This is a genomic window from Micromonospora sp. NPDC005220 (assembly GCF_040607895.1).
Taxonomy (GTDB): domain Bacteria; phylum Actinomycetota; class Actinomycetes; order Mycobacteriales; family Micromonosporaceae; genus Micromonospora.
In genome coordinates this window covers 31410-51274 of the sequence record NZ_JBEXHP010000012.1, presented here as the reverse complement: position 1 = coordinate 51274, position 19865 = coordinate 31410, and the positions used below count along the sequence as shown (strand labels likewise).

Genomic DNA, 19865 nt, shown 5'->3' with positions numbered 1-19865 from the left:
AATTCATCCCATGATTGTAGGTTAGAGGCCATGACCCCGCCACCCATCGCTGCTCCGGCCCCGCCCGCCCCCGTCGCCGTTGACACCCGCCCGACGGGCGACGCTGCGGGCGGCCGGACCCACCCGGCGACCGGTGGCGCGCTGGTGTTGGTCGGGATGCTGCTGGTCGCGCTGAACCTGCGTGCCGTGGTGACCAGCCTCGGCGCCCTGCTCGACGAGGTCCGCGACGGGCTGGGCCTCTCCGGCGTCACCGCCGGTCTGGTCACCACCCTGCCGACCATCGCGTTCGCCGGCCTGGGCGCGCTCACCCCGTGGCTGGTCCGCCGGGTGGCACCGGCCCGGGTGCTGGTGGTCGCCATGCTCGCCCTCGCCGTTGGCCAGGTGCTGCGGGTCGCCACCGACTCGGCCTTGATCTTCGTGCTCACCAGCGCGCTGGCGCTGTCCGGCATCGCGGTCGCCAACATCCTGCTGCCGATGCTGGTCAAGCAGCACTTCCCGCACCGCACCGGCCTGGTCACCGGGGCGTACACCATGACGTTGACGGTGGGTACCACGGTGGCTGCCGCCTCCGCGGTGCCGATCGCGCACGCCTTCGGGTCCTGGCGGGCCGGGCTCGGCGTCTGGGCCGCGATGGCCGCGGTGGCCGTACTCCCGTGGGTGCCGCTGGCGCTGCGGACCCGGGCAGGCGCGCGGCGGGCGACCCCGACGGCGGCCGTCGCCACGCCGGCGCGGGTCCGGCCGGCGCGAACCCGGCTCGGTTGGGCGATGGCCGTCTACTTCGGGGCGCAGTCGCTCAGCGGGTACGCGATCATGGGCTGGCTGGCCCAACTCTTCCGCGACGCCGGTTACCATCCGGAGTCGGCCGGGCTGCTGCTCGCCGGGGTGACCGCGCTCGGCGTACCGATCGCGTTGCTGATGCCCACCCTGGCCGGCCGGCTGGGCAGCCTGCGTCCATTGGTGCTCGGGTTGACCACCGCGTCCGCGCTGGCCTACCTGGGGTTGGCGCTCGCACCGCACGGTGCCGCGCTGCTCTGGGTCGCCCTCCTGGCGATCGGCCAGGGCGCGTTCCCGATGATCCTGACCGCCATCGGCCTGCGCGCCCGCACCGCCGAGGGGACCGTCGCGCTCTCCGCGTTCGCGCAGAGCACCGGGTACGTGATCGCCGCCCTCGGCCCGCTGCTGGTCGGCATCCTCTACGAGGCCACCGGCGGCTGGACCGCGCCGATCGGGTTCCTCCTGGGCGCCCTCGCCGTGCAGACGACGGCGGGCATGGCGATCGCTCGTCCCCGTTACGTCGAGGACGAGTGACGAACGCTGACGGTCAGGAGGAAGTCGGCGTTGGTTCGCCGGCGACTGCCTCATCCACCGTCGGGTAGGTGTGCAGCACCTCGACCAGCCCGCTCACCTCAAGGATGCGCAGTACGCCGCGCTGCGGGGCGGCCAGCCGGACCACGCCGCCAGCCTCGTCGCAGCTGTTCTTCGCGCGGACGAAGACCGACAGCCCGGTCGAGTCGCAGAACGAGACCTCCGCCAGGTCGAACACCAGCCGGTTACGGCCCTTGTCGAGCAGGTCGGTGATCTGGTCCTGCAACTGCGGGGCGGTTGCCATGTCCAGCTCGCCCGCGACCGCCACGACGACCACGTCGCCGCGTTGTTCCGTGTGCACCGTCAACGACATTCGCCAGACCTCCTGTTATCGGGGGAACGGTATCCCACGACCACTGCCGAACGTAGAACGGGAGCCGGTGTCCGGTGGCCATCGCCATTCCGTTGCTACGGGGCAAGTAGTTGGTCGGCCCCCGGTGATAGAGTCCGCCCGGTCCAGGTCAAGGGGGTTCGAAATGGCGTTGAGCACCGAAGAAAGTGGTCGGCTCGCCGCGCTGCTCAGTGGGCAGGACGAACGGGTCACGACTCGGTGGACCGAGATCGTCACCAGTTCGTTGCGAGGCCGGCTGAGCCAGGCGGAGCTGCGCCGTCAGGTCCAGGACCTGCACCGCGCCATCGTCGTCAGCGGCGAGCAGGGCACCATCGACCTGTCCGCCGACAGCGCCGGGGAACTGCGCGCCGCGCTCTCCGAGCTGTCCCGTGGCCGGGCCCGGCAGGGCTTCTCCGCCACCGAGACCACGATCAGCGTCTTCGCGTTGAAGGACGTGCTGGCCGAGCTGGTGCAGGAGACCGGCGGCGCGAACGCGCTGCACGACTACGTCGCCTTCTCGAAGCTGGTCGACGAGATGGGGCTGTTCACCTTCGAGAGCTTCGTCCGCACCCGGGAGAGCCTGATCGCCGATCAGGCCGAGCAGCTGCTCGAACTCTCCACGCCGGTGGTCAAGCTCTGGGAGGGTGTGGTCGCCGTCCCGCTGGTCGGCACCCTGGACTCGGCCCGGGCCCAGGTCGTCATGGAGCGTCTGCTGCAGACCCTGGTCGACACCGGCTCGCCGTACGCGATCATCGACATCACCGGCGTACCGGCGGTGGACACCCAGGTCGCCCAGCACATCCTGAAGACCGTGGTGGCCGCCCGGCTGATGGGCGCCGACTGCATCATCTCCGGCATCCGCCCGCAGATCGCGCAGACCATCGTGGCGCTCGGCATCGAGTTCGGGGACATCGCCACCAAGGCGAGCCTCGCCGACGCGCTGCGCCACGTGCTGCGACTGACCGGGGTGGAGACCGCCCGCCGCCAGCCGCGCCGGGGCGTCTGATGGAACGCGTACCGATCCTCAAGATCGGCGACATCCTGCTCGTCTCCATCCAGCTCGACATGTCCGACCAGACGGCGGTCCAGCTTCAGGACGATCTCGCCGAGCGGATCGTGGCCACCGGCTGCCACGGCGTCATCATCGACATCACCGCACTGGACATCGTCGACTCCTTCGTCGGGCGGATGCTCTCCACCATCGCGTCGATCTCCAAGGTGCTCGACGCGGAGACGGTGGTTGTCGGGATGCGCCCCGCCGTCGCCATCACCCTTGTCGAACTGGGGCTGTCGCTGAACGGCATCCGTACCGCGCTGAACGTCGAGCGCGGCATGGAGCTGATCGCGGCGGCCCACGCCGACGAGCTCGACTACCAGCTCGACGACGAACCGGACGCCGAGACGGCGACGCCGTGACCGCGGGCATCGAACTGGGCCAGCCGCAGGCGCAGTCGGTCCGGAGCGATGAGGACGTGGTGCGCGTCCGGCAGCTGGTCCGGGCCGTGGCGGTGGCCGTCAAGCTGTCCCTGGTCGACCAGACCAAGGTGGTCACCGCAGCGAGCGAGTTGGCCCGCAACACCCTGGTGTACGGCGGCGGCGGTTCGGTCGAGGTGACGATCGTGGACAACGGCCGACGCAAGGGCGTGCAGATCTTGTTCGCCGACTCCGGGCCGGGCATCGCCGACCTTGACCTGGCGATGACCGACGGCTACACCAGCGGCGGCGGTCTCGGCCTCGGGCTCAGTGGTTCGCGACGGCTGGTCGACGAGTTCCAGATCGAGACGTCAGCGGAGACCGGTACTCGGATCACGGTTACCAAGTGGTCCCGGTGATCGGGGACCCGGTCACCGACAGTGGCATCTGGTTCCGGGTGGAGGCCAGCAGCGCGGCGAGCGCTGTCCGGCGTGCCGCCGAACGCCTCGGCGCCCAGGTGGAGATGGGCGAGGCGCGCATCGCCGACCTCGCCATCGTCGCGGCCGAGCTGACCAGCAACCTGGTCAAGCACGCCGACGACGGTGTCCTGCTGCTGCGGCCGGTACGCCGCGCCGGGCAGGCAGGTGTGGAGCTGGTGGCCATCGACTCCGGGCCCGGCATGGCCGACCTGACCGTCTCGTTTCGGGACGGGCACTCCACCACCGGCACGCTCGGCATCGGTCTGGGCGCCATCGTCCGGCAGTCCAGCTGGTTCGACGGATACTCGCTGCCCGGCCGGGGCACCGTCCTCGCCGTGCAGGTCTGGCCGGCCGAGGCGGCCCGGCCGTCCTGGGCCGGAGCCCTCACCCGCCCGCTGACCGGCGAGACGGTCAGCGGTGACGGCTACGCGGTCCGGGTCGCCGACGGGCGGCACCAGGTGCTGGTCAGCGACGGGTTGGGGCACGGCCCGCTGGCCGGGGCCGCCACCGACGCGGCGCTGGCCGCGTTCCGGGACGCCCCCGCCGGCCCACCGGCGGTGGTGGTCGGTCACCTGCACCGGAGCATGTCGCACACCCGTGGCGCCGCGCTCGCGGTCGCCGAGTTGGTGCCGACGGCCGGCGTGCTGCACTACGCCGGCCTGGGCAACATCTCCGGCGCGATCGTCGAGGGTGACGGCCAGCGCCGAGGGCTGGTGTCGCTGCCCGGCATCGCCGGCCACCAACGGCCGACCATCCGGGAGTACGACTACCCGTTCGGTCCCGGTGCCCGGCTGGTGATGCACAGCGACGGGGTGGTCGACCGGTGGCGGATGACCGACTACCCGGGCCTGGCGGAGCGATCCCCGCTGGTCATGGCGGCGACGCTACTACGTGACGCCGGTGTGCGCCGCGACGACGCCTGCGTACTGGTCGCGAGGTCCTGGGCATGACCCGGGAGCCGGCCGCGCTGCCGCTGCTGCAGATGGCGCTGCGGGTCGAACAGGACATCTTCGTGATCCGCCAGCGGGGGCGCGAGGTGGCCGCGGTGGTCGGCCTCGAACACCAGGACCAGGTGCGGATCGCCACCGCGCTCAGCGAGGTGGCCCGGGACCTGCTGCGGATGACCGGTGGCGCCGACGTCTCCTTCCACGTCGACGCCGCCGCCGACGGCCGATTCCACCTGCGCGCCGACCTGGCCCCGATCTCCCCGCTTCCGGGCGGCCGTTACCAACCGCAGTCCGGCGCGGTGGCCCGACTGGTCGACTCACTGAGCGCTTCGACCGTCGAGGGGGTTACGGTCGTAAGGATGTCCCGACGAGTCCCGGCCAACGCGCCGACGCCGACCCCGGAGCGGCTCGCCGAGTTCCGTGCCGAACTCGGCCGTACCGCGCCGGCCAGTGCGCTGGACGAGCTGACCGTGCAGAACGGGCAGCTCATCGCCGCACTCGACGAGGTGCGCAGTCAGCGTGACGAGCTGGCCGTGCTGAACGAGGAGCTGGCCGAGACCAACCGGGGCGTGCTGGCGCTCTACAACCAGCTCACCGAGGAGTTGGAGGAGACCAACCGCGGCGTCGTCGCCCTCTACGCCGAGCTGGACGAGAAGTCGGCCCAGCTCCGGGCGGCGAGTGAGTCGAAGAGCCGGTTCCTGGCCAACGTGAGCCACGAGCTGCGAGCCCCGGTCACCGCGATCATCGGCCTGGGGCGGCTGCTCACCGACTCCGCCTCCGACCCGCTCACCGACGAGCAGGGCCGGCAGATCGAACTGATCCGGTCGTCGGCGGCAGACCTGCTCAACCTGGTCAACGAACTCCTCGACCTGGCCAAGGCGGAATCCGGCCGGATCGAGCCGGACCTGGCCGAGGTCGACCTGCGCCCGGTCTTCGGTCAACTACGCGGCACCCTGCGCGCGCTGGCCACCCGCCCGGACGTGGAGCTGGTCGTGGAGGAGCCGGCCGCGCCGGCCCTGCTGCGCACCGACGAGGTGCTGCTCGGCCAGGTGCTGCGCAACCTGCTGCACAACGGGTTGAAGTTCACCGAGCACGGCGAGGTGCGGCTGCGGGCCAGCCAACACGGCGACCGCTGGCAGTTCGAGGTCAGCGACACCGGGCCGGGCATCGCTCCCGAGCTGCACGACCGGATCTTCGAGGAGTTCTACCAGGTGCCCGGCGCCACCCGGGTCGGCGGCACCGGCCTCGGGCTGCCGTACGCCCGGCGGTTGGTGACGCTGCTCGGCGGGACGCTGGAGCTGACCAGCGCGCCGGGCCGGGGCAGCACGTTCACGCTGTCTCTGCCCACCGGGGGAGTGTGACGGCGTGGACGGCGTGCCGGCGACCATCCTGGTGGTCGATGACAGTCGTACCAAGCGTTACCTGCTGGTCAGCTGGCTGACCCGGGCCGGGTTCACCGTGCTGGAGGCCGAGAACGGCGCCGAGGCGCTGGATCGGGTCGAGGTGGACCGGATCGATCTGGTGGTTCTCGACGTCCGGCTGCCCGACCTGAGCGGCTACGAGGTCTGCGAACAGATCAAGGCGCGGCATCCGGTGCTGCCGGTCATCCACGTGTCGGCGCACGCCGTGGACGTGGCCGACCGCGCCCAGGGGCTGACCCGGGGCGCGGACGCGTACCTGACCGAGCCGATCGAGCCCGAGGAGCTGATCGCCACCACCCGGGCGGTGCTGCGCTACTACCAGGCCCGGCAGCGCGCCGAACTGCTCGCCGAGCGGCTGCTCGGGCTGGCCGACACGACAGTGGCCGTGCACGCCGCGCCGACCTTCGCGCGCCTGCTGGAGGCCGCCGCCGAGGGGGCCGCCCAGATCTTCAAGAGCCCGGCCGCGGTGATCGCCGAAACCTTCGACGGTGACTGCCTCGCCGGCGTCTGCGCCGGCCCCGGCGCGGTGGCCGCGGTGGTGCCGTGGGTGGTCGACGACACCGGGGTGCCGACCGGGGCCACGGTTCGGGTGGAGACCCCGGCGAACTGGTCGCTCGTCGACTGGCCGGCGGACGACACGGTGACCGTCGCCGCCGCCCGGCTGCGCGAGGACCGGGCCCCGCTGTACGTGGTGGTGCCGACCGCCACCCAGACCGCGCGGACGCCGGTGCTCAAGCAGTTGGCCCAGGCGGTGGCGGCAGCGGTGGAGGGGCAGCGCTCGTTCGACGAGGAGCACCGGATCGCGGTCACCCTCCAACGCAGCCTGCTCCCGCGCGGGCTGCCCACGGTGGCCGGCCTGGACCTCGCGGTGCGCTACGAGCCGGCCAGCGCGCAGACCGAGGTGGGCGGCGACTTCTACGAGCTGGTGATGCTCGACGGGCACCTGCTGCTGGCGATCGGGGACGTCGCCGGCCACTCGCTGCACGCGGCGACCGTGATGGCCGAGCTGCGGCACGCGGTGCGGGCGTACGCGGTCGAGGGCCACCAGCCCGGCGAGATCCTGCACCGGGTCAACGAGCTGATGCGGACGCTGCTGCCGAACGAGCTGGCGACGCTCTGCGTACTGCTGCTGCACCCGCCGACCGGACGGGTCCGGCTGGCCAGTGCCGGGCACCTTCCGCCGCTGATGGTCATGGACGGCAAGGTCGAGTTCGTGCAGCACCCCGCGCCGCTGCTCGGCGTCCGCGCCCCGCGCCCGGCCGACCTGGAGTTCGTGGTGCCGGTCGGGGCCACGCTGGTCTTCTACACCGACGGGCTGATCGAGCGACGGGACGCCACCATCGACGAAGGGCTGGCCGCGCTCGCCGCGGTCGCCGCGACGGTCGACGGTGACCTGGACCGATTCTGCGCCCGACTGCTGGTGGAACTGGCCCCACCGGAGATCCAGGACGACGTCGCCGTGGTCGTCCTGCGTCGCCGCTGATCTGTGGCTCTCCCGGCTCTCTCAGCGCACCGACCGGGCGTACGCGGCGGGGGACACCCCGGCGACGGCGGTGAAGTCACGGACCAGGTGGGCCTGGTCGCCGTAGCCGAGGTCGGCGGCGAGGTCAGCCCAGCTCAGCGGGCCACCAGCCGCCTGTTCGACCGCCTCCTGGAGCCGGTAGCGGCGGATCACCCACTTCGGCCCGACCCCCACGTACTCCGGGAAGAGCCGCTGCAACCGGCGGACCGGAACGTCGTGCCGCGCGGCGAAGTCGTCGACGCGCAGCACCGTCCGGTCGGTACGGACCGCCTCGGCCAGCCGGATGGCCTCCTCGGCCATCGGGTCCGGCTCCGGCTGCCAGCCGCTGAGGAGGGTGTCCAACGCCCGGCAGCGCTCGTCGTCGTCGGCCGCCGAGGTGGACCCGCCCGCGCTCACTGGGAAGTCCGGGTGGGTCAGCCGACCGGCGGGCAGCGGCACCCGGCGGCCGGTCAGCTCACTCACCGGGCGCTGCCAGAACGGGTGGAAGCCGCCGGGGCGGAACTGCACCCCGGACACCCGGCCGGTGCCGTTGAGGGTGATCCGGAACAGGTCGCGGCCCACCCCGGCCACCTCGCCGGACTCGGGCCCGTCGTCGTCACGTCGGAACACCACGTTCACCGCCGGGTGCGGCACGACCCGCTGCTCGAACGGCGTGCGCAACACCCAGTCGATCAACCAGTAGTGCTCGACCCGCGGGCGCAGCGACTCCGCCGGCAGGTGTCGACGGAAGCGCACCTCGCGCAGCAGCCGCCCGGGGTCGAGAATGCCCCGGCTGTCGCCACGCGGTCGCTGTCGCATTTGTTCAAGACCACCCTCATACGCTGGCCCTATGTCCACTCAGACTAGCGATCTGCTGGCGGCCGCCGCGCCGCGAACCGTCGATGTCGTGCGCGGCATCTCCGACGACCAGCTGGACCTGCCCACGCCGTGCCAGGACTACCTGGTCCGTGATCTGCTCAATCATCTCTTCCAGGTGGTGGTCAACTTTCAGGAGCTGGCCGAGAAGCGACAGGTGGAGTGGGCCGAGAAGCCCGACCACCTGGGCGACGGCTGGCGGGACCGGTTCGAGGTGGAGACCGGCCGGTTGATCGCCGCCTGGTCGGATCCGTCCACTCTGGAGGGCGTGTCACCGGGCATGGGCATGCCGCAGCCCCTCGTCGGTGGTATGGCCCTGCTGGACCTGACCGTGCACGGCTGGGACCTCGCGGTCGCCACCGACCAGCCGTACCACCCGGCCCCGGAGGTGGTGGCCGAGCTGCACGGGCTGGTGGAGCAGTTGGGCCCCACCGCCCGCAAGATGGGCGTCTTCGCCGACCCCGTCCCGACCGCCAGCCGCGCCCCGGTCCCCTCCGACCTGGCCCACCTCCTGGCCCAGACCGGCCGCACCCCCACCTGGCCCCAAACCCCCTAACAGCCGGCCTCCCCCCACCCCGTCCTGGTTGATCAAGAAGTTTGCGTCAGATTTCGTCGATTTATTGACGCAAACCTCTTGATCAACTCTGTTGAGGGCGGGGCGGGGCGGGGCGGGGCGGGGTTGGGGCGGGGTTGGGGCGGGGTTGGGGGTTGGGGTGGGTTGTTGACTTGGGTATTCGCTGGGTGAATAGTGGGCGGGGTGTCTACGCCGTTTGTTCTGCTCGGGTTGCTTGCTGGGGGCAGCCGACACGGGTATGAGCTGAAGCGTGCGCACGACGAGCGGCTGCCACGGGCTCGGCCGCTGGCCTTCGGGCAGGTCTACGCCACGCTCGGCCGGCTCGAACGCGACGGGCTGGTGGCGACCGCCGGGCAGGACCGGGTGGCCGGGCCGGACCGCACCGCCTACGCGCTGACCGACCAGGGGCGGGACGCGCTGGACCAGTGGTTGTCCACCGTGGAACCACCGATGCCGTACGTGGCCAGCACGCTCTTCGCCAAGGTCGTGGTGGCGCTGCTGGTCGCCGACGTCGATCGGGCCCGGTCCTACCTGATCGCCCAGCGGGCCGCGCACACCGCACGGCTGCGCGAGCTGACCGCCGTCAAGTCCGACCTGGCCGCCACCCTCAGCGATGTGGTCGCGGCCGACTTCGCGATCGCCCACCTCGACGCGGACCTGCGGTGGCTGCACGCCACCCTGGGCCGGGTCGCCGACTGGCACCGGGAGGTGCATCCGTGACGCAACTCCAGGCTCGCGGTGTGGTTCGGGCGTACGGCCCGACGCCCGCGCTGCGCGGCGTGACGCTCGATGTGGCCGAGGGCGAGATCGTCGCCGTCACCGGGCCGAGTGGCTGCGGCAAGTCGACCCTGCTGCACTGCCTGGCCGGGATCCTCCGCCCGGACGCCGGCGAGGTCACCTGGCGCGGGCACCGCATCGACACCTGGTCGGAGGCGGCCCGGTCCAGGTTGCGGCGCACCGAGTTCGGGGTGCTGTTCCAGTTCGGTCAGCTGGTGGCCGAGCTGACCGCCGCGGAGAACGTCGCCCTGCCCCTGCTCCTCGCCGGCACGGGGCGGCGAGAGGCACGGACGGCGGCGCTCACCTGGCTGGAGCGGTTCGGGGTGGCCGAGGTGGCCGATGTACGGCCGGGCGCGATGTCCGGCGGTCAGCAGCAACGGTGCGCCACGGCTCGGGCGCTGGTGACCGAGCCTCGGGTGCTCTTCGCCGACGAGCCGACAGGTGCACTGGACACGCTCACCGGCGAGCAGGTCCTCACCCAACTGGTCCGGCTCGCCCGTGAGCAGCGCACCGCCGTCGTGCTGGTCACTCACGAGCCACGGATCGCCGCGTACGCTGATCGGGAGGTCGTGTTGCGTGACGGTCTGGTGGACCACACCGGCCTGGGGCTCGACGTGCCGCTGGCCGGCGGTGCCCGGTGAGACCGACGACGCTGGTCCGCCTCGCGCTGGCCGGCACCCGCACCGACACCGCCCGGGTGGTGCTCACCGCGCTCAGCGCCCTGCTGGCGACCCTGGCCGGGCTCGCGGCGCTCACCGTGCTGGCCATCCCCACCCCGGCGGCGACGGATGAGAACCCGAACAGGTGGTCGGAGCAGTACCACAACGCTCTGCTGGTGGAGCCCGGGTTACGCGGCGGGACGGCGTTCGCGTTGCTGATGCTGATGATCCCGGTGCTGGCGCTGGCCGGTCAGTGCGCCCGGCTCGGTGCACCGGCACGGGACCGCCGACTGGCCGCGCTCCGGCTGGCCGGTGCCACTCCCGGGCAGGTCACCCGGCTGGCGGTGCTGGAGACCGGGGTGGCCGCCCTGCTCGGCACGCTCGTCGGGCTGGGCGCCTACCTGGTCGGGCGCGATCTGTTGCACCGTCCGGACGGGCGAGGCCGACTGGCCCTGCCCACCGACGTGCTGCCGTCGCCCGGCGCGTTGGCCGCCGTGCTGCTCGGTCTGCCGGCCGTCGCGGCGCTGGCCACCGCCCTGATGCTGCGTACGGTCACCACCAGCCCGCTCGGGGTGAGCCGCAAGGCCGCCCGCGAGCGCGGCCCGCGACCGTGGGCCGGCGTCCTGATCGGGCTGGGTGTGGTCTCGTTCGCGGCGATCCGTCCGGTGGCACAGCGGTACGACGACCACGGCGTGCTGGTGGCCTGGCTGGCGCCGCTGATGTTCGCGGCGAGTGGGATCGCGGCGATGGTCGGCGTGGTGTTCGGCACCGGTTGGATCTCGTACCACTGCGGGCTGTTGCTGCGTCGGCACGCCCGCCGTCCCGCGGCCCTGCTTGCGGCCGGCCGGCTGATGGCCGACCCGTGGGCGGGCAGTCGGACGTTCGCCGCGCTGCTCGCCGCCCTGATCTTCGGCGGGGGCGCAGCCGCCCAGCGCGCCTACTTCGCCACCAAGGACCAGCTCGAACGGGAGCAGAGTCGACTCGCCGGGGTGGACGGTGGCGCCAACCCCTTCTATCTGTCCACCATGGATCTTGTCGACGGCGCGGTGGCCGTGGCCATCCTGATCGCGACGGGCGGGTTGATCGTCGCGCTCGTCGAGGGGATCGTCGCCCGCCGACGTGCCTACGCCGCGCTGGTGGCCACCGGGGTGCCCCGCGCCGTGCTGAGCCGTTCGGTGGCCTGGCAGGCGTTGGCCCCGGCGGTGCCGGCGATCATGCTCGCGCTCGCGGTGGGCACGCTGCTCGGTCGAGGGCTCATCGCGGAGGTGTCAACGGGCGGCTCATCGGCGCAGATCTGCGAGGCCGCGGCGGCACTCTGTGACGACCCGGCCACTCGCGAGCAGTACACCCGAATTGTGTACATTCCCGACGTGCGGCGAGCCGTTCCCGTACCCCTGGAGCACCTGGCCTGGCTCGGCGCGGGTGCGCTGGTCGCGGTGCTGGTGACGGTCGGTGTCGGTCTGCTCTTCCTGCGCGCCAGCACGGCGCTGGACGAGCTGCGCACGGCCTGACGAGGAGTCGGCCATCGCCTGGACCGAAGCCCCGTCGGCATCAGCCGCCGACCGGTCAGGTCGGGGTGTGGAAGAGCCCCGCCGACCAGGAGATCACCAGGCCCACGGCGGCGGAGCAGCAGCAGACGAGCAGGGCGGCGGCGACCACGGCGAGGATCAGCCACGCGGAGGCACGCCGGGGCGCCGACCCCTGCTCGCCCTCGTCGGTCATCGCCGCCGCCCCCGTCGTCAGGCGCGGCCGAGGCGGTCCAGGATCCAGGCGTTGATGAAGGCCTCCTCGCGCCACGAGTCGTACCGACCGCTCGGGCCACCGTGCCCGGCGCCCATCTCGGTCTTGAGCAGGTAGTCGCCGCCCGGGGCGACCGCCCGCAGCCGGGCGATCCACTTCGCCGGCTCCGAGTAGAGCACCCGGGTGTCGTTGAGGCTGGTCACCGCGAGGATCGCGGGGTAATCCATGGCGGCCACGTTCTCGTACGGCGTGTAGGACTTCATGTACGCGTACACCTCGGGGTCGTCGAGCGGGTTGCCCCACTCCTCCCACTCGGTGACGGTCAGCGGCAGCGACGGGTCGAGGATCGACGTGAGCGCGTCCACGAACGGCACCTGCGCCACGATCCCGGTGAACGCGTCCGGCGCGAGATTGGCCACCGCGCCCATCAGCAGGCCGCCAGCCGAGGCACCCCGGGCGACCAGCCGGTCGCTGGTCGTCCAGCCGGCCTTGACCAGGTGCCGGGCGCATGCCACGAAGTCGGTGAAGGTGTTCTTCTTGGCCAGCAGCTTGCCCTGGTCGTACCACCGTCGGCCCAGCTCGCCGCCACCCCGGATGTGCGCCACCGCGAAGACCACGCCCCGGTCCAACAGGGACAGTCGGGCCACCGAGAACCACGGGTCCATGCTGGCCTCGTACGAGCCGTAGCCGTACAGCTCGCAGGGCGCCGAGCCGTCCCGGGGGGTGCCGACGCGGCAGACCAGCGAGATCGGCACCCGCGTGCCGTCGTCGGCGAGCGCCCAGTCGCGGTGCTGCTCGTACTCGGCCGGGTCGTACGGTCGCCCGTCCGGCCCGGGCAGCACCGGCTTCTGCTTGAGCAGCACCATCTGCCGGGTGACCAGGTCGTAGTCGTACACCGAGTCGGGGGTGATCAGGGAGGAGTAGCGCAGTCGGACCCGGCCGGTGCGGTACTCCGGGTTGGCGTCCAACCCGACGCTGTACAGCGGCTCGGGGAAGTCGATGTCGTACGCGTCGTCACTGCCGATCGGCAGCACCCGCAGCCCGGTGAGCCCGTCGGTGCGCAGCGACACCACCAGGTGGTTGGCGAACGCGTCGACGGCCTCCAGTCGGGTGCCGGGGGTGTGCTCGATCAGCGGCACCCAGTCGCCCGGTACGTCCGCCGAGGTGAACGCCAGCGCGAAGTCCTCCGCGCCGTCGTTGTGCAGGATCAGGAACCGGTGGCCGTGGTGCTCCACCGTGTACTCGACACCCTGTCGGCGGGGCGCGATCACGGCTGGCGCGCCGGTCGGGTTGCCGGCGGGAATCACCAGCACCTCGCTGGTCACCTTGCTGTGGATGTCGATGAGGATGAACTTCTCCGACCGGGTGAGCTCCACCCCCACCCAGAACCGCTCGTCGTCCTCCTGGTGGACCACCACGTCGTCGGCGGCGGCGGAGCCGACGGTGTGCCGCCAGACCCGGTTCGGCCGCCAGGCGTCGTCCACTGTCACGTAGAACAGCACCGAGGCGTCGGTCGACCAGGCGGTGCCGTAGAAGGTGTCCGGCACCTCGTCCGGCAGCAGTTCGCCGGTGGTCAGGTCCTTCACCCGCAGGGTGAACCGTTCGTCACCGGAGAAGTCGGTGGAGTAGGCCAACCAGCGACCGTCCGGGCTGACGTCGAACGCGCCGAGTGAGAAGAAGTCGTGCCCCTCGGCCAGCAGGTTGCCGTCGAGCAGCACCTCCTCGCCGTCGAGCGGGGCGCCGTCCACGCTGACCGGCGGGTCGGTCTCACCGTCGCGGACCGCCCGGCGGCACTGCACTCCGTACTGTTGCCCCTCGACCGTGCGGGTGTAGTACCAGTGCCCGCCCTTGCGGGTCGGCACGGACAGGTCGGTCTCCTGGGTGCGGCGGCGAGTCTCCTCGAACAGCTCGGCGCGCAGGTCGGCCAGATGTGCCGTACGCGCGTCGGTGTACTCGTTTTCGGCGGTCAGGTAGGCGATCGTCTCCGGGTCGTCCTTGACGGCGAGCCAGGCGTACTCGTCGATGACGGTGTCGCCGTGGTGGGTGCGCTCGCTGGGCACCCGCTTCGCCGCGGGCGGGGCAATCTCGGTGGTCACGGCGGCCACGTTACCGGCCGGCAGCCGTAGTGGGCCGGACCAGCGGCATCCTGATCCCCGCCACCACGGCTTTCGAACACATGTACGATGGCCGGCATGGCGGCAGCAGCGAGTTCCCTCGGCCGGTCCGGAGCCCTCGAGATCACCCGGCGGTTGGCGGCGATCTGCGGTCCGCCGTTCTCCCGCCTGGCCGGGCCCGCCGACGAGGTGGCCGGGCGACCGGCGCGCTGGGTGGCGGTTCCGGGCGGCCCGCACGCCGCCGCCGAGGTGCTGCGGCTGGCCGCCGTGCACGACCTGACGGTGGTGCCCCGAGGCGCGGGCACGAAGATCGACTGGGGTGCCACCCCCGTTCAGGTCGACATCCTGCTCGACACCGGCCGGCTGGCCGGTATCGGTCACGAGCCGAGCGACTCGCTGGTGACCGACGTGGGGGCCGGCACCCCACTGCGGGCGGTGCAGGCCACGCTGGAACGCACCGGGCAGCGGCTCGCGATGGACGCCCCGTCACCCGGCGCGACAGTGGGTGGCGTGCTCGCGGCCGGTGAGGCGGGTCCGCTGCGTCACCGCCACGGCAGCCCCTGCGACCAACTGCTCGGTGTGCGCTACCTCGCCGCCGACGGCGAGCTGGTCAGCGTCGACGGCGGCGCGCCCGGCCTCGACCTGGCCCGCCTGCTCTGCGGCTCCCAGGGCGCGCTCGGGGTGCTGGTTTCGGCGAGCCTGCGGGTCCAGCCGGTGCCGGCGAGCCGGCTCTGGGTGTCCCGCCCGGTGTGGACGCCGCTGGAGGTGCACGACCTGGTCCGGACAATCCTCGCCGCGCGGCTGGAGCCGTCGGCCATCGAGCTGGACCTGCCCGGCGGCACCCCTCGGCCGCGTACGCCGTACCCGCCCGGTCACCCGTCGGCCACCGCCCGGGAGCGCCATCCGTCGATGTCCGGGCGGGCCGGCGCGCCGTCCCGGGCCGGCAGCCTGGTGGTGCTCCTGGAGGGCGGCCCCGCCGACGTCACCGAGCGAGCTGAACGGCTGGTCGGTCTGCTGCACGGGGAGGCGACGATCGCCCACTCCGCACCGACGTGGTGGCGCCGCTACCCGTTCGCGCCCGGTGACACCGCGCTGCGCCTGGAAGTGCCGATCGGCGACCTGCACGCCGCCGTCTACGCACTACGCGACGCGGCCGGCACGCCGGTGCCGGTGCGCGGGTCCGCCGGGCTGGGCGTGGTGCACGCGGCGCTGCCGGGAGCCCTGGCGGCCGACCGGGTGGCGTCCATCCTGGCCGCCGTCCGAGGGGTGCTGCTGGCCCGGCAGGGCCGCTGCGTAGTGGTTTCGGCTCCGGCGGCGGTCCGCCAGGCGGTCGACCTCTGGGGCGAGCTGGCCGGCCTGGCGCAGTTGCGAGCCGCGAAGCGGCACCTGGATCCGGAGCACCGACTCGCGCCCGGACGGCTCCCCGGCGGCCTGTGAGGCTGGCGGTCAGGTCGCGTCGTTGCGGAGCACCAGGACGGCGATGTCGTCGCGGGGCGGCTCGACCGAGAAGTTGATCGCCGCGGCGCGCAGGCGGGCAGCCACCACGTCGGCCGAATATCCGGCCAGGGGCGCCGCAGCGTCCCGCAGCCGGTCGGTGCCGAACAACTCCCGGCCGCGTCGGCGCTCGGTGACACCATCGGTGTAGAAGATCAGCGAATCGCCCGGCGCGAGCGTGATTTCCGCGGTCGGCGAGGTGATCGTGTCGAGCAGACCGAGCGCGGTGCCGCCGGTGCCGACGAACTCGGCGCCGCCCGCGCCGGCCAGCAGCACCGGCCGGTCGTGCCCGGCAAGGTGCAGCGACACGTCCAACTGGTCGCCCTCGCCCGGCCCGACCGCCGCCAGCGCCAGCGTGCAGTAACGACCGCCTCCGCGCTCGACAAGTGTCTCGTTGAGCCGGGCCAACGCCTCCGGCAACGGTTTCCCGTCGCCGACCAGCACCCGGATCACGTCGCGGACCAGCCCGGTCACCGCAGCGGCCTGGACACCCTTGCCGGAGACGTCACCGATCACCACCAGCCAGCGCCCGTCGGGCAACGGCACCACGTCGTAGAAGTCGCCGCCCACCTCGGCGTCGTCGCCGGTCGGGACGTACTCGGCGGCGAAACCGATTCCCTCCACCACCGGCAGCACCGGCGGCAGCAGAGACTGCTGGAGCGTCTGCGCCACGCGTCGGCGCTCGGCGTGGATCCGGGCGTTCTCGATGGCCAGCGCGGCCCGGCGGGCCACGTCCTCCAACACGGCCACCTCGTCCGGGTCGTGCCGATGCCGCTGGTGCCGCCCCACCGCCAGGGTGCCGAGCCGCTGGCCGCGGGCGATCAGCGGGACCGCGAAACCCTCCATCGGCCCGCCCAGCGGGATCTGCGCCGCGCTCCGGGACGCCTCGCGGAGGCGGGCCTGGATCGAGTCCGGCCCGGTCTCCGCCAGCACCTTGTGCAGCTGCGGAAGCGTCGACTCGTCGGCGTGGCTGGCCGCCGCCAGCCGGAGCCGACCCCACTCGTCGGTGGTGTGCACCGCGCACCACTGACCCAGTCGCGGCACCACCAACTGCGGCACCAGCGCCATGGTCAGGTCGACGTCAAGCGACTGGGCCAGCAGCTCGCTCGCCTCGGCCAGGAACGTCAGCCACACCTGCCGGCGCAGGTCGGTCCTACGCAGCCGGTCGTTCTCCAGGTGCAGCGACAGCCGCTCGGCGGTGAGCACCGCCAGCGGTCGGGCGTACGCCGACGGCGCGGCGTCCAACTCCAACTCCCCGGCGTACGGGCGGTGCACCGTCAGTGGCACCCGGAGCAGGTCGCTGTCGGGGCGGGGCGGCCGACCGAAGCGGGCCAGCACCTGGCGGCCCTGCCCGTCGCCCCGGTCCAGGTAGATGGTGCCGCCGGCCGCGCCCACCATCTCGGCGACCCGGCTGAGCAGGCTGGCGGCGAAGTCGGGCAACGGGTCGTCCCCGTACAGGTCGGGGGCGGTCTGCATGAGTTCGCTCATCGCGCTGGCGCTCGGCGCTGACCCGTCGGCGCTCGTCGGAGGGCCGGCGTTGGCCGGTGTCGACTCACCGACGGTGCCCGCGGCGGCCGGGTCGACGCCGGGGCGGTCCAGCCGGAACCAGACACCCTTGCCGGTGGGCAGGTACGTGGTGCCCCAGCGACTGGCGAAGTGGTCGACCAGCAGCAGGCCCCGGCCCCGCACGGAGACCTCGTTGATGTCGGTGGCGTCGTTGCGGTCGCCGACGGTCAGCTCGTCGCCCGAGCCGGGGGCGAAGTCGGAGACGGTGACGGTCAGCCCGATCTCGTCGGCGACGACCTCGATGTCCAACTCGGTACGGGCGTGTTCGACGGCGTTGGTGGTCAGCTCGGTGGTGAGCAGCAGCGCCTCGTTGGCCAGCTCGTCCAGGTGTGACTCGGTCAACACTGAGCGGACCACGGCGCGGGCGGCGGCCGGTGTGCGGCGGTCGGCGGGCAGCCGGACACGCCGGACGGCCCCGTCCCGGGCCCCGGCCGTCGCGGGCCCAGTCTCGGCTGACACCCCCGTATCCTCCACCGTTCCCCTGCCGGGTGCCAAGCCGATCACGGATCGTGGGCTGTCGCGTCGGTTAGCGGCGCGGCGGCGGGCCGCGTCGAAACGACCGCTGCGGGAGGGCGGGTGAGGTTTGCGGCGCGTCGTGCCGGCTCGACGCCGATCGGGCGGTTCGACTGGCGATCGATGGCACCTGGCGGGTCGCGCACCCTGGCACCACGGCGCGCGCGGGCACAATATGGGGTGCCGGTGTTGTCCGCACGGACCGGTGCCCCCGAGTTGAGCGAGGAATGATGACCACGTCGAAGCAGTCGGTGGCGGACCCGTCCGTGCCCGACCACGAGGCGCTCCTCGGTGAGTTGACCGAGGCACTGCGAAGGATCGGTCGCGGCGACCTGAAGGTCCGGCTTCCCCGCCGCGCCGGGGCGGCCGGTGAGGTGGCGGACGCCTTCAACGAGGTTGTCTCGCTCCAGGAGCGGCAGTACCTGGACCTGCGGCGGATCAGCCGGATCGTCGGTCGGGACGGCCGGCTCACCGAACGGCTCGACGACGAGGGGTTGGACGGTTCCTGGGCGGAGGGGCAGCGGGCGATCAACTCGCTGATCGACGACCTGGGTCGACCGACCACCGAGATCGCCCGGGTGATCGTGGCGGTCGCCGACGGTGACCTGTCCCAGCACATGGCGTTGGAGATCGACGGTCGGCCGCTGCGTGGTGAGTACCTGCGCATCGGGCGCACCGTGAACACGATGGTGGACCAGCTGTCGTCGTTCTCGAACGAGGTGACCCGGGTGGCCCGTGAGGTGGGCACCGAGGGCAAGTTGGGCGGTCAGGCGGACGTGCGGGGTGTCGCCGGCACCTGGAAAGACCTCACCGACTCGGTGAACACCATGGCGTCGAACCTGACCTACCAGGTCCGGTCGATCTCCCAGGTGTCCACGGCGGTGGCGAAGGGTGACCTCTCCCAGAAGATCACCGTGTCGGCCAAGGGTGAGGTCGCCGAGTTGGCGCACACCATCAACTACCTCACCGACACGCTGCGGCTCTTCGCCGAGCAGGTGACCCGGGTGGCCCGCGAGGTGGGCACCGAGGGCAAGTTGGGCGGCCAGGCCGACGTGCCGAATGTGGCGGGCACCTGGAAGGACCTGACCGACAGTGTCAACTCGATGGCGTCGAACCTGACCGCCCAGGTCCGTAACATCGCGCAGGTCTCCACGGCGGTGGCGCGCGGCGACCTGTCGCAGAAGATCACGGTGGCGGCGCAGGGCGAGATCCTGGAGTTGAAGGACACCGTCAACACGATGGTGGACCAGTTGTCGTCGTTCGCCGACGAGGTGACCCGGGTGGCCCGTGAGGTGGGCATCGAGGGCAAGCTGGGCGGTCAGGCGCAGGTACGCGGCGTCTCCGGCACCTGGCGTGACCTCACCGAGAACGTCAACCAGTTGGCCGGCAACCTCACCAGCCAGGTCCGCAACATCTCCCAGGTCTCCACGGCGGTCGCCAAGGGTGACCTGTCGCAGAAGATCACGGTGGACGCCCAGGGCGAGATCCTGGAGCTGAAGAACACCGTCAACACGATGGTCGATCAGCTGTCGTCGTTCGCCGACGAGGTGACCCGGGTGGCCCGTGAGGTGGGCACCGAGGGCAACCTGGGCGGTCAGGCCCAGGTCAAGGGCGTCAGCGGTACGTGGCGGGACCTGACCGACAACGTGAACTCGATGGCGTCGAACCTGACCAGCCAGGTCCGCAACATCGCCTCGGTGACCACGGCGGTGGCGAAGGGTGATCTGTCGCAGAAGATCACGGTGGACGCGCGGGGCGAGATTCTGGAGTTGAAGTCGACTGTCAACACGATGGTGGATCAGTTGTCGTCGTTCGCGGACGAGGTGACCCGGGTGGCCCGTGAGGTGGGCACCGAGGGCAAGCTCGGCGGCCAGGCCCAGGTACGCGGGGTCGCCGGCACCTGGCGCGATCTGACCGACAACGTGAACTCGATGGCGTCGAACCTGACCGCCCAGGTCCGCAACATCGCGCAGGTCTCCACGGCCGTGGCGAAGGGTGACCTGTCGCAGAAGATCACGGTGGACGCGCGGGGCGAGATTCTGGAGTTGAAGTCGACTGTCAACACGATGGTGGATCAGTTGTCGTCGTTCGCGGA

General features: G+C 72.1%; 18 protein-coding genes. 13 read left to right on the top strand and 5 right to left on the bottom strand.

Going from position 1 to position 19865, the window contains the following annotated elements; all coding sequences use genetic code 11:
• Positions 1 to 30 precede the first annotated feature (30 nt).
• Complete coding sequence (locus ABZU52_RS08265) at positions 31 to 1308, top strand: MFS transporter (RefSeq protein ID WP_354970374.1); 1278 nt, start codon at positions 31 to 33, stop codon at positions 1306 to 1308.
• Positions 1309 to 1321: 13 nt separating this feature from the next.
• Here the strand turns inward: ABZU52_RS08265 and ABZU52_RS08260 are convergent, their stop codons facing one another.
• Entirely contained in the window at positions 1322 to 1678 is a 357-nt protein-coding gene (locus ABZU52_RS08260; protein WP_354970373.1) for an STAS domain-containing protein, read from the bottom strand.
• Between the two features lie 163 nt (positions 1679 to 1841).
• Between ABZU52_RS08260 and ABZU52_RS08255 the strand changes: the two genes are divergently transcribed.
• Genes ABZU52_RS08255 through ABZU52_RS08230 form a run of 6 tightly spaced genes read left to right on the top strand, consistent with a single transcriptional unit; the run spans position 1842 to position 7439 of the window.
• Positions 1842 to 2702, top strand: coding sequence for an STAS domain-containing protein (locus tag ABZU52_RS08255; protein WP_354970372.1), 861 nt, complete (start codon positions 1842 to 1844; stop codon positions 2700 to 2702).
• A complete protein-coding gene (locus tag ABZU52_RS08250; protein WP_354970371.1) occupies positions 2702 to 3112 on the top strand; it encodes an STAS domain-containing protein in 411 nt (136 codons plus the stop codon). The genes ABZU52_RS08255 and ABZU52_RS08250 overlap by 1 nt, the downstream gene beginning before the upstream one ends.
• On the top strand, positions 3109 to 3528 hold the full coding sequence (locus ABZU52_RS08245) for an anti-sigma regulatory factor (protein WP_354970370.1): 420 nt from the start codon (positions 3109 to 3111) through the stop codon (positions 3526 to 3528). The genes ABZU52_RS08250 and ABZU52_RS08245 overlap by 4 nt, the downstream gene beginning before the upstream one ends.
• A complete protein-coding gene (locus ABZU52_RS08240; protein WP_354970440.1) occupies positions 3525 to 4538 on the top strand; it encodes a SpoIIE family protein phosphatase in 1014 nt (337 codons plus the stop codon). Before ABZU52_RS08245 ends, ABZU52_RS08240 begins: the two co-directional genes overlap by 4 nt.
• Positions 4535 to 5896 (top strand): ATP-binding protein, encoded by a 1362-nt coding sequence (locus ABZU52_RS08235; protein WP_354970369.1) that lies wholly within the window; start codon positions 4535 to 4537, stop codon positions 5894 to 5896. Before ABZU52_RS08240 ends, ABZU52_RS08235 begins: the two co-directional genes overlap by 4 nt.
• A 4-nt stretch (positions 5897 to 5900) precedes the next feature.
• Positions 5901 to 7439 (top strand): SpoIIE family protein phosphatase, encoded by a 1539-nt coding sequence (locus tag ABZU52_RS08230; RefSeq protein ID WP_354970368.1) that lies wholly within the window; start codon positions 5901 to 5903, stop codon positions 7437 to 7439.
• A gap of 21 nt (positions 7440 to 7460) precedes the next feature.
• Here the strand turns inward: ABZU52_RS08230 and ABZU52_RS08225 are convergent, their stop codons facing one another.
• Positions 7461 to 8276 (bottom strand): AraC family transcriptional regulator, encoded by an 816-nt coding sequence (locus ABZU52_RS08225; RefSeq protein ID WP_354970367.1) that lies wholly within the window; start codon positions 8274 to 8276, stop codon positions 7461 to 7463.
• Positions 8277 to 8307: 31 nt separating this feature from the next.
• On the opposite strand from ABZU52_RS08225, the gene ABZU52_RS08220 reads away from it, so the two are divergent.
• The 4 genes from ABZU52_RS08220 (at position 8308) to ABZU52_RS08205 (ending at position 11854) form a co-directional block, all read left to right on the top strand.
• Positions 8308 to 8889, top strand: coding sequence for a TIGR03086 family metal-binding protein (locus ABZU52_RS08220; protein WP_354970366.1), 582 nt, complete (start codon positions 8308 to 8310; stop codon positions 8887 to 8889).
• Positions 8890 to 9090: 201 nt separating this feature from the next.
• A complete protein-coding gene (locus tag ABZU52_RS08215) occupies positions 9091 to 9627 on the top strand; it encodes a PadR family transcriptional regulator (protein ID WP_354970365.1) in 537 nt (178 codons plus the stop codon).
• Positions 9624 to 10325: an ABC transporter ATP-binding protein gene (locus tag ABZU52_RS08210; protein WP_354970364.1), complete on the top strand. Its 702-nt coding sequence runs from the start codon at positions 9624 to 9626 to the stop codon at positions 10323 to 10325. Before ABZU52_RS08215 ends, ABZU52_RS08210 begins: the two co-directional genes overlap by 4 nt.
• A complete protein-coding gene (locus ABZU52_RS08205) occupies positions 10322 to 11854 on the top strand; it encodes an FtsX-like permease family protein (RefSeq protein WP_354970363.1) in 1533 nt (510 codons plus the stop codon). The genes ABZU52_RS08210 and ABZU52_RS08205 overlap by 4 nt, the downstream gene beginning before the upstream one ends.
• 55 nt (positions 11855 to 11909) lie before the next feature.
• On the opposite strand, the gene ABZU52_RS08200 is transcribed toward ABZU52_RS08205, so the two are convergent.
• Together ABZU52_RS08200 and ABZU52_RS08195 are read right to left on the bottom strand one after the other, a co-directional pair.
• Positions 11910 to 12065: a hypothetical protein gene (locus tag ABZU52_RS08200; RefSeq protein WP_354970362.1), complete on the bottom strand. Its 156-nt coding sequence runs from the start codon at positions 12063 to 12065 to the stop codon at positions 11910 to 11912.
• 17 nt (positions 12066 to 12082) lie between these two features.
• Positions 12083 to 14179 carry a S9 family peptidase gene (locus ABZU52_RS08195; protein ID WP_354970361.1) on the bottom strand — a complete coding sequence of 699 codons (2097 nt, stop codon included), beginning with the start codon at positions 14177 to 14179 and terminating at the stop codon, positions 12083 to 12085.
• 96 nt (positions 14180 to 14275) lie between these two features.
• On the opposite strand from ABZU52_RS08195, the gene ABZU52_RS08190 reads away from it, so the two are divergent.
• Positions 14276 to 15634, top strand: coding sequence for an FAD-binding oxidoreductase (locus ABZU52_RS08190; RefSeq protein WP_354970360.1), 1359 nt, complete (start codon positions 14276 to 14278; stop codon positions 15632 to 15634).
• Positions 15635 to 15643: 9 nt separating this feature from the next.
• On the opposite strand, the gene ABZU52_RS08185 is transcribed toward ABZU52_RS08190, so the two are convergent.
• A complete protein-coding gene (locus tag ABZU52_RS08185) occupies positions 15644 to 17716 on the bottom strand; it encodes a SpoIIE family protein phosphatase (protein ID WP_354970359.1) in 2073 nt (690 codons plus the stop codon).
• Between the two features lie 281 nt (positions 17717 to 17997).
• On the opposite strand from ABZU52_RS08185, the gene ABZU52_RS08180 reads away from it, so the two are divergent.
• Positions 17998 to 19865, top strand: a 1868-nt coding sequence (locus ABZU52_RS08180) for a HAMP domain-containing protein (protein WP_354970358.1), incomplete at its 3' end; no start/stop codon positions are given.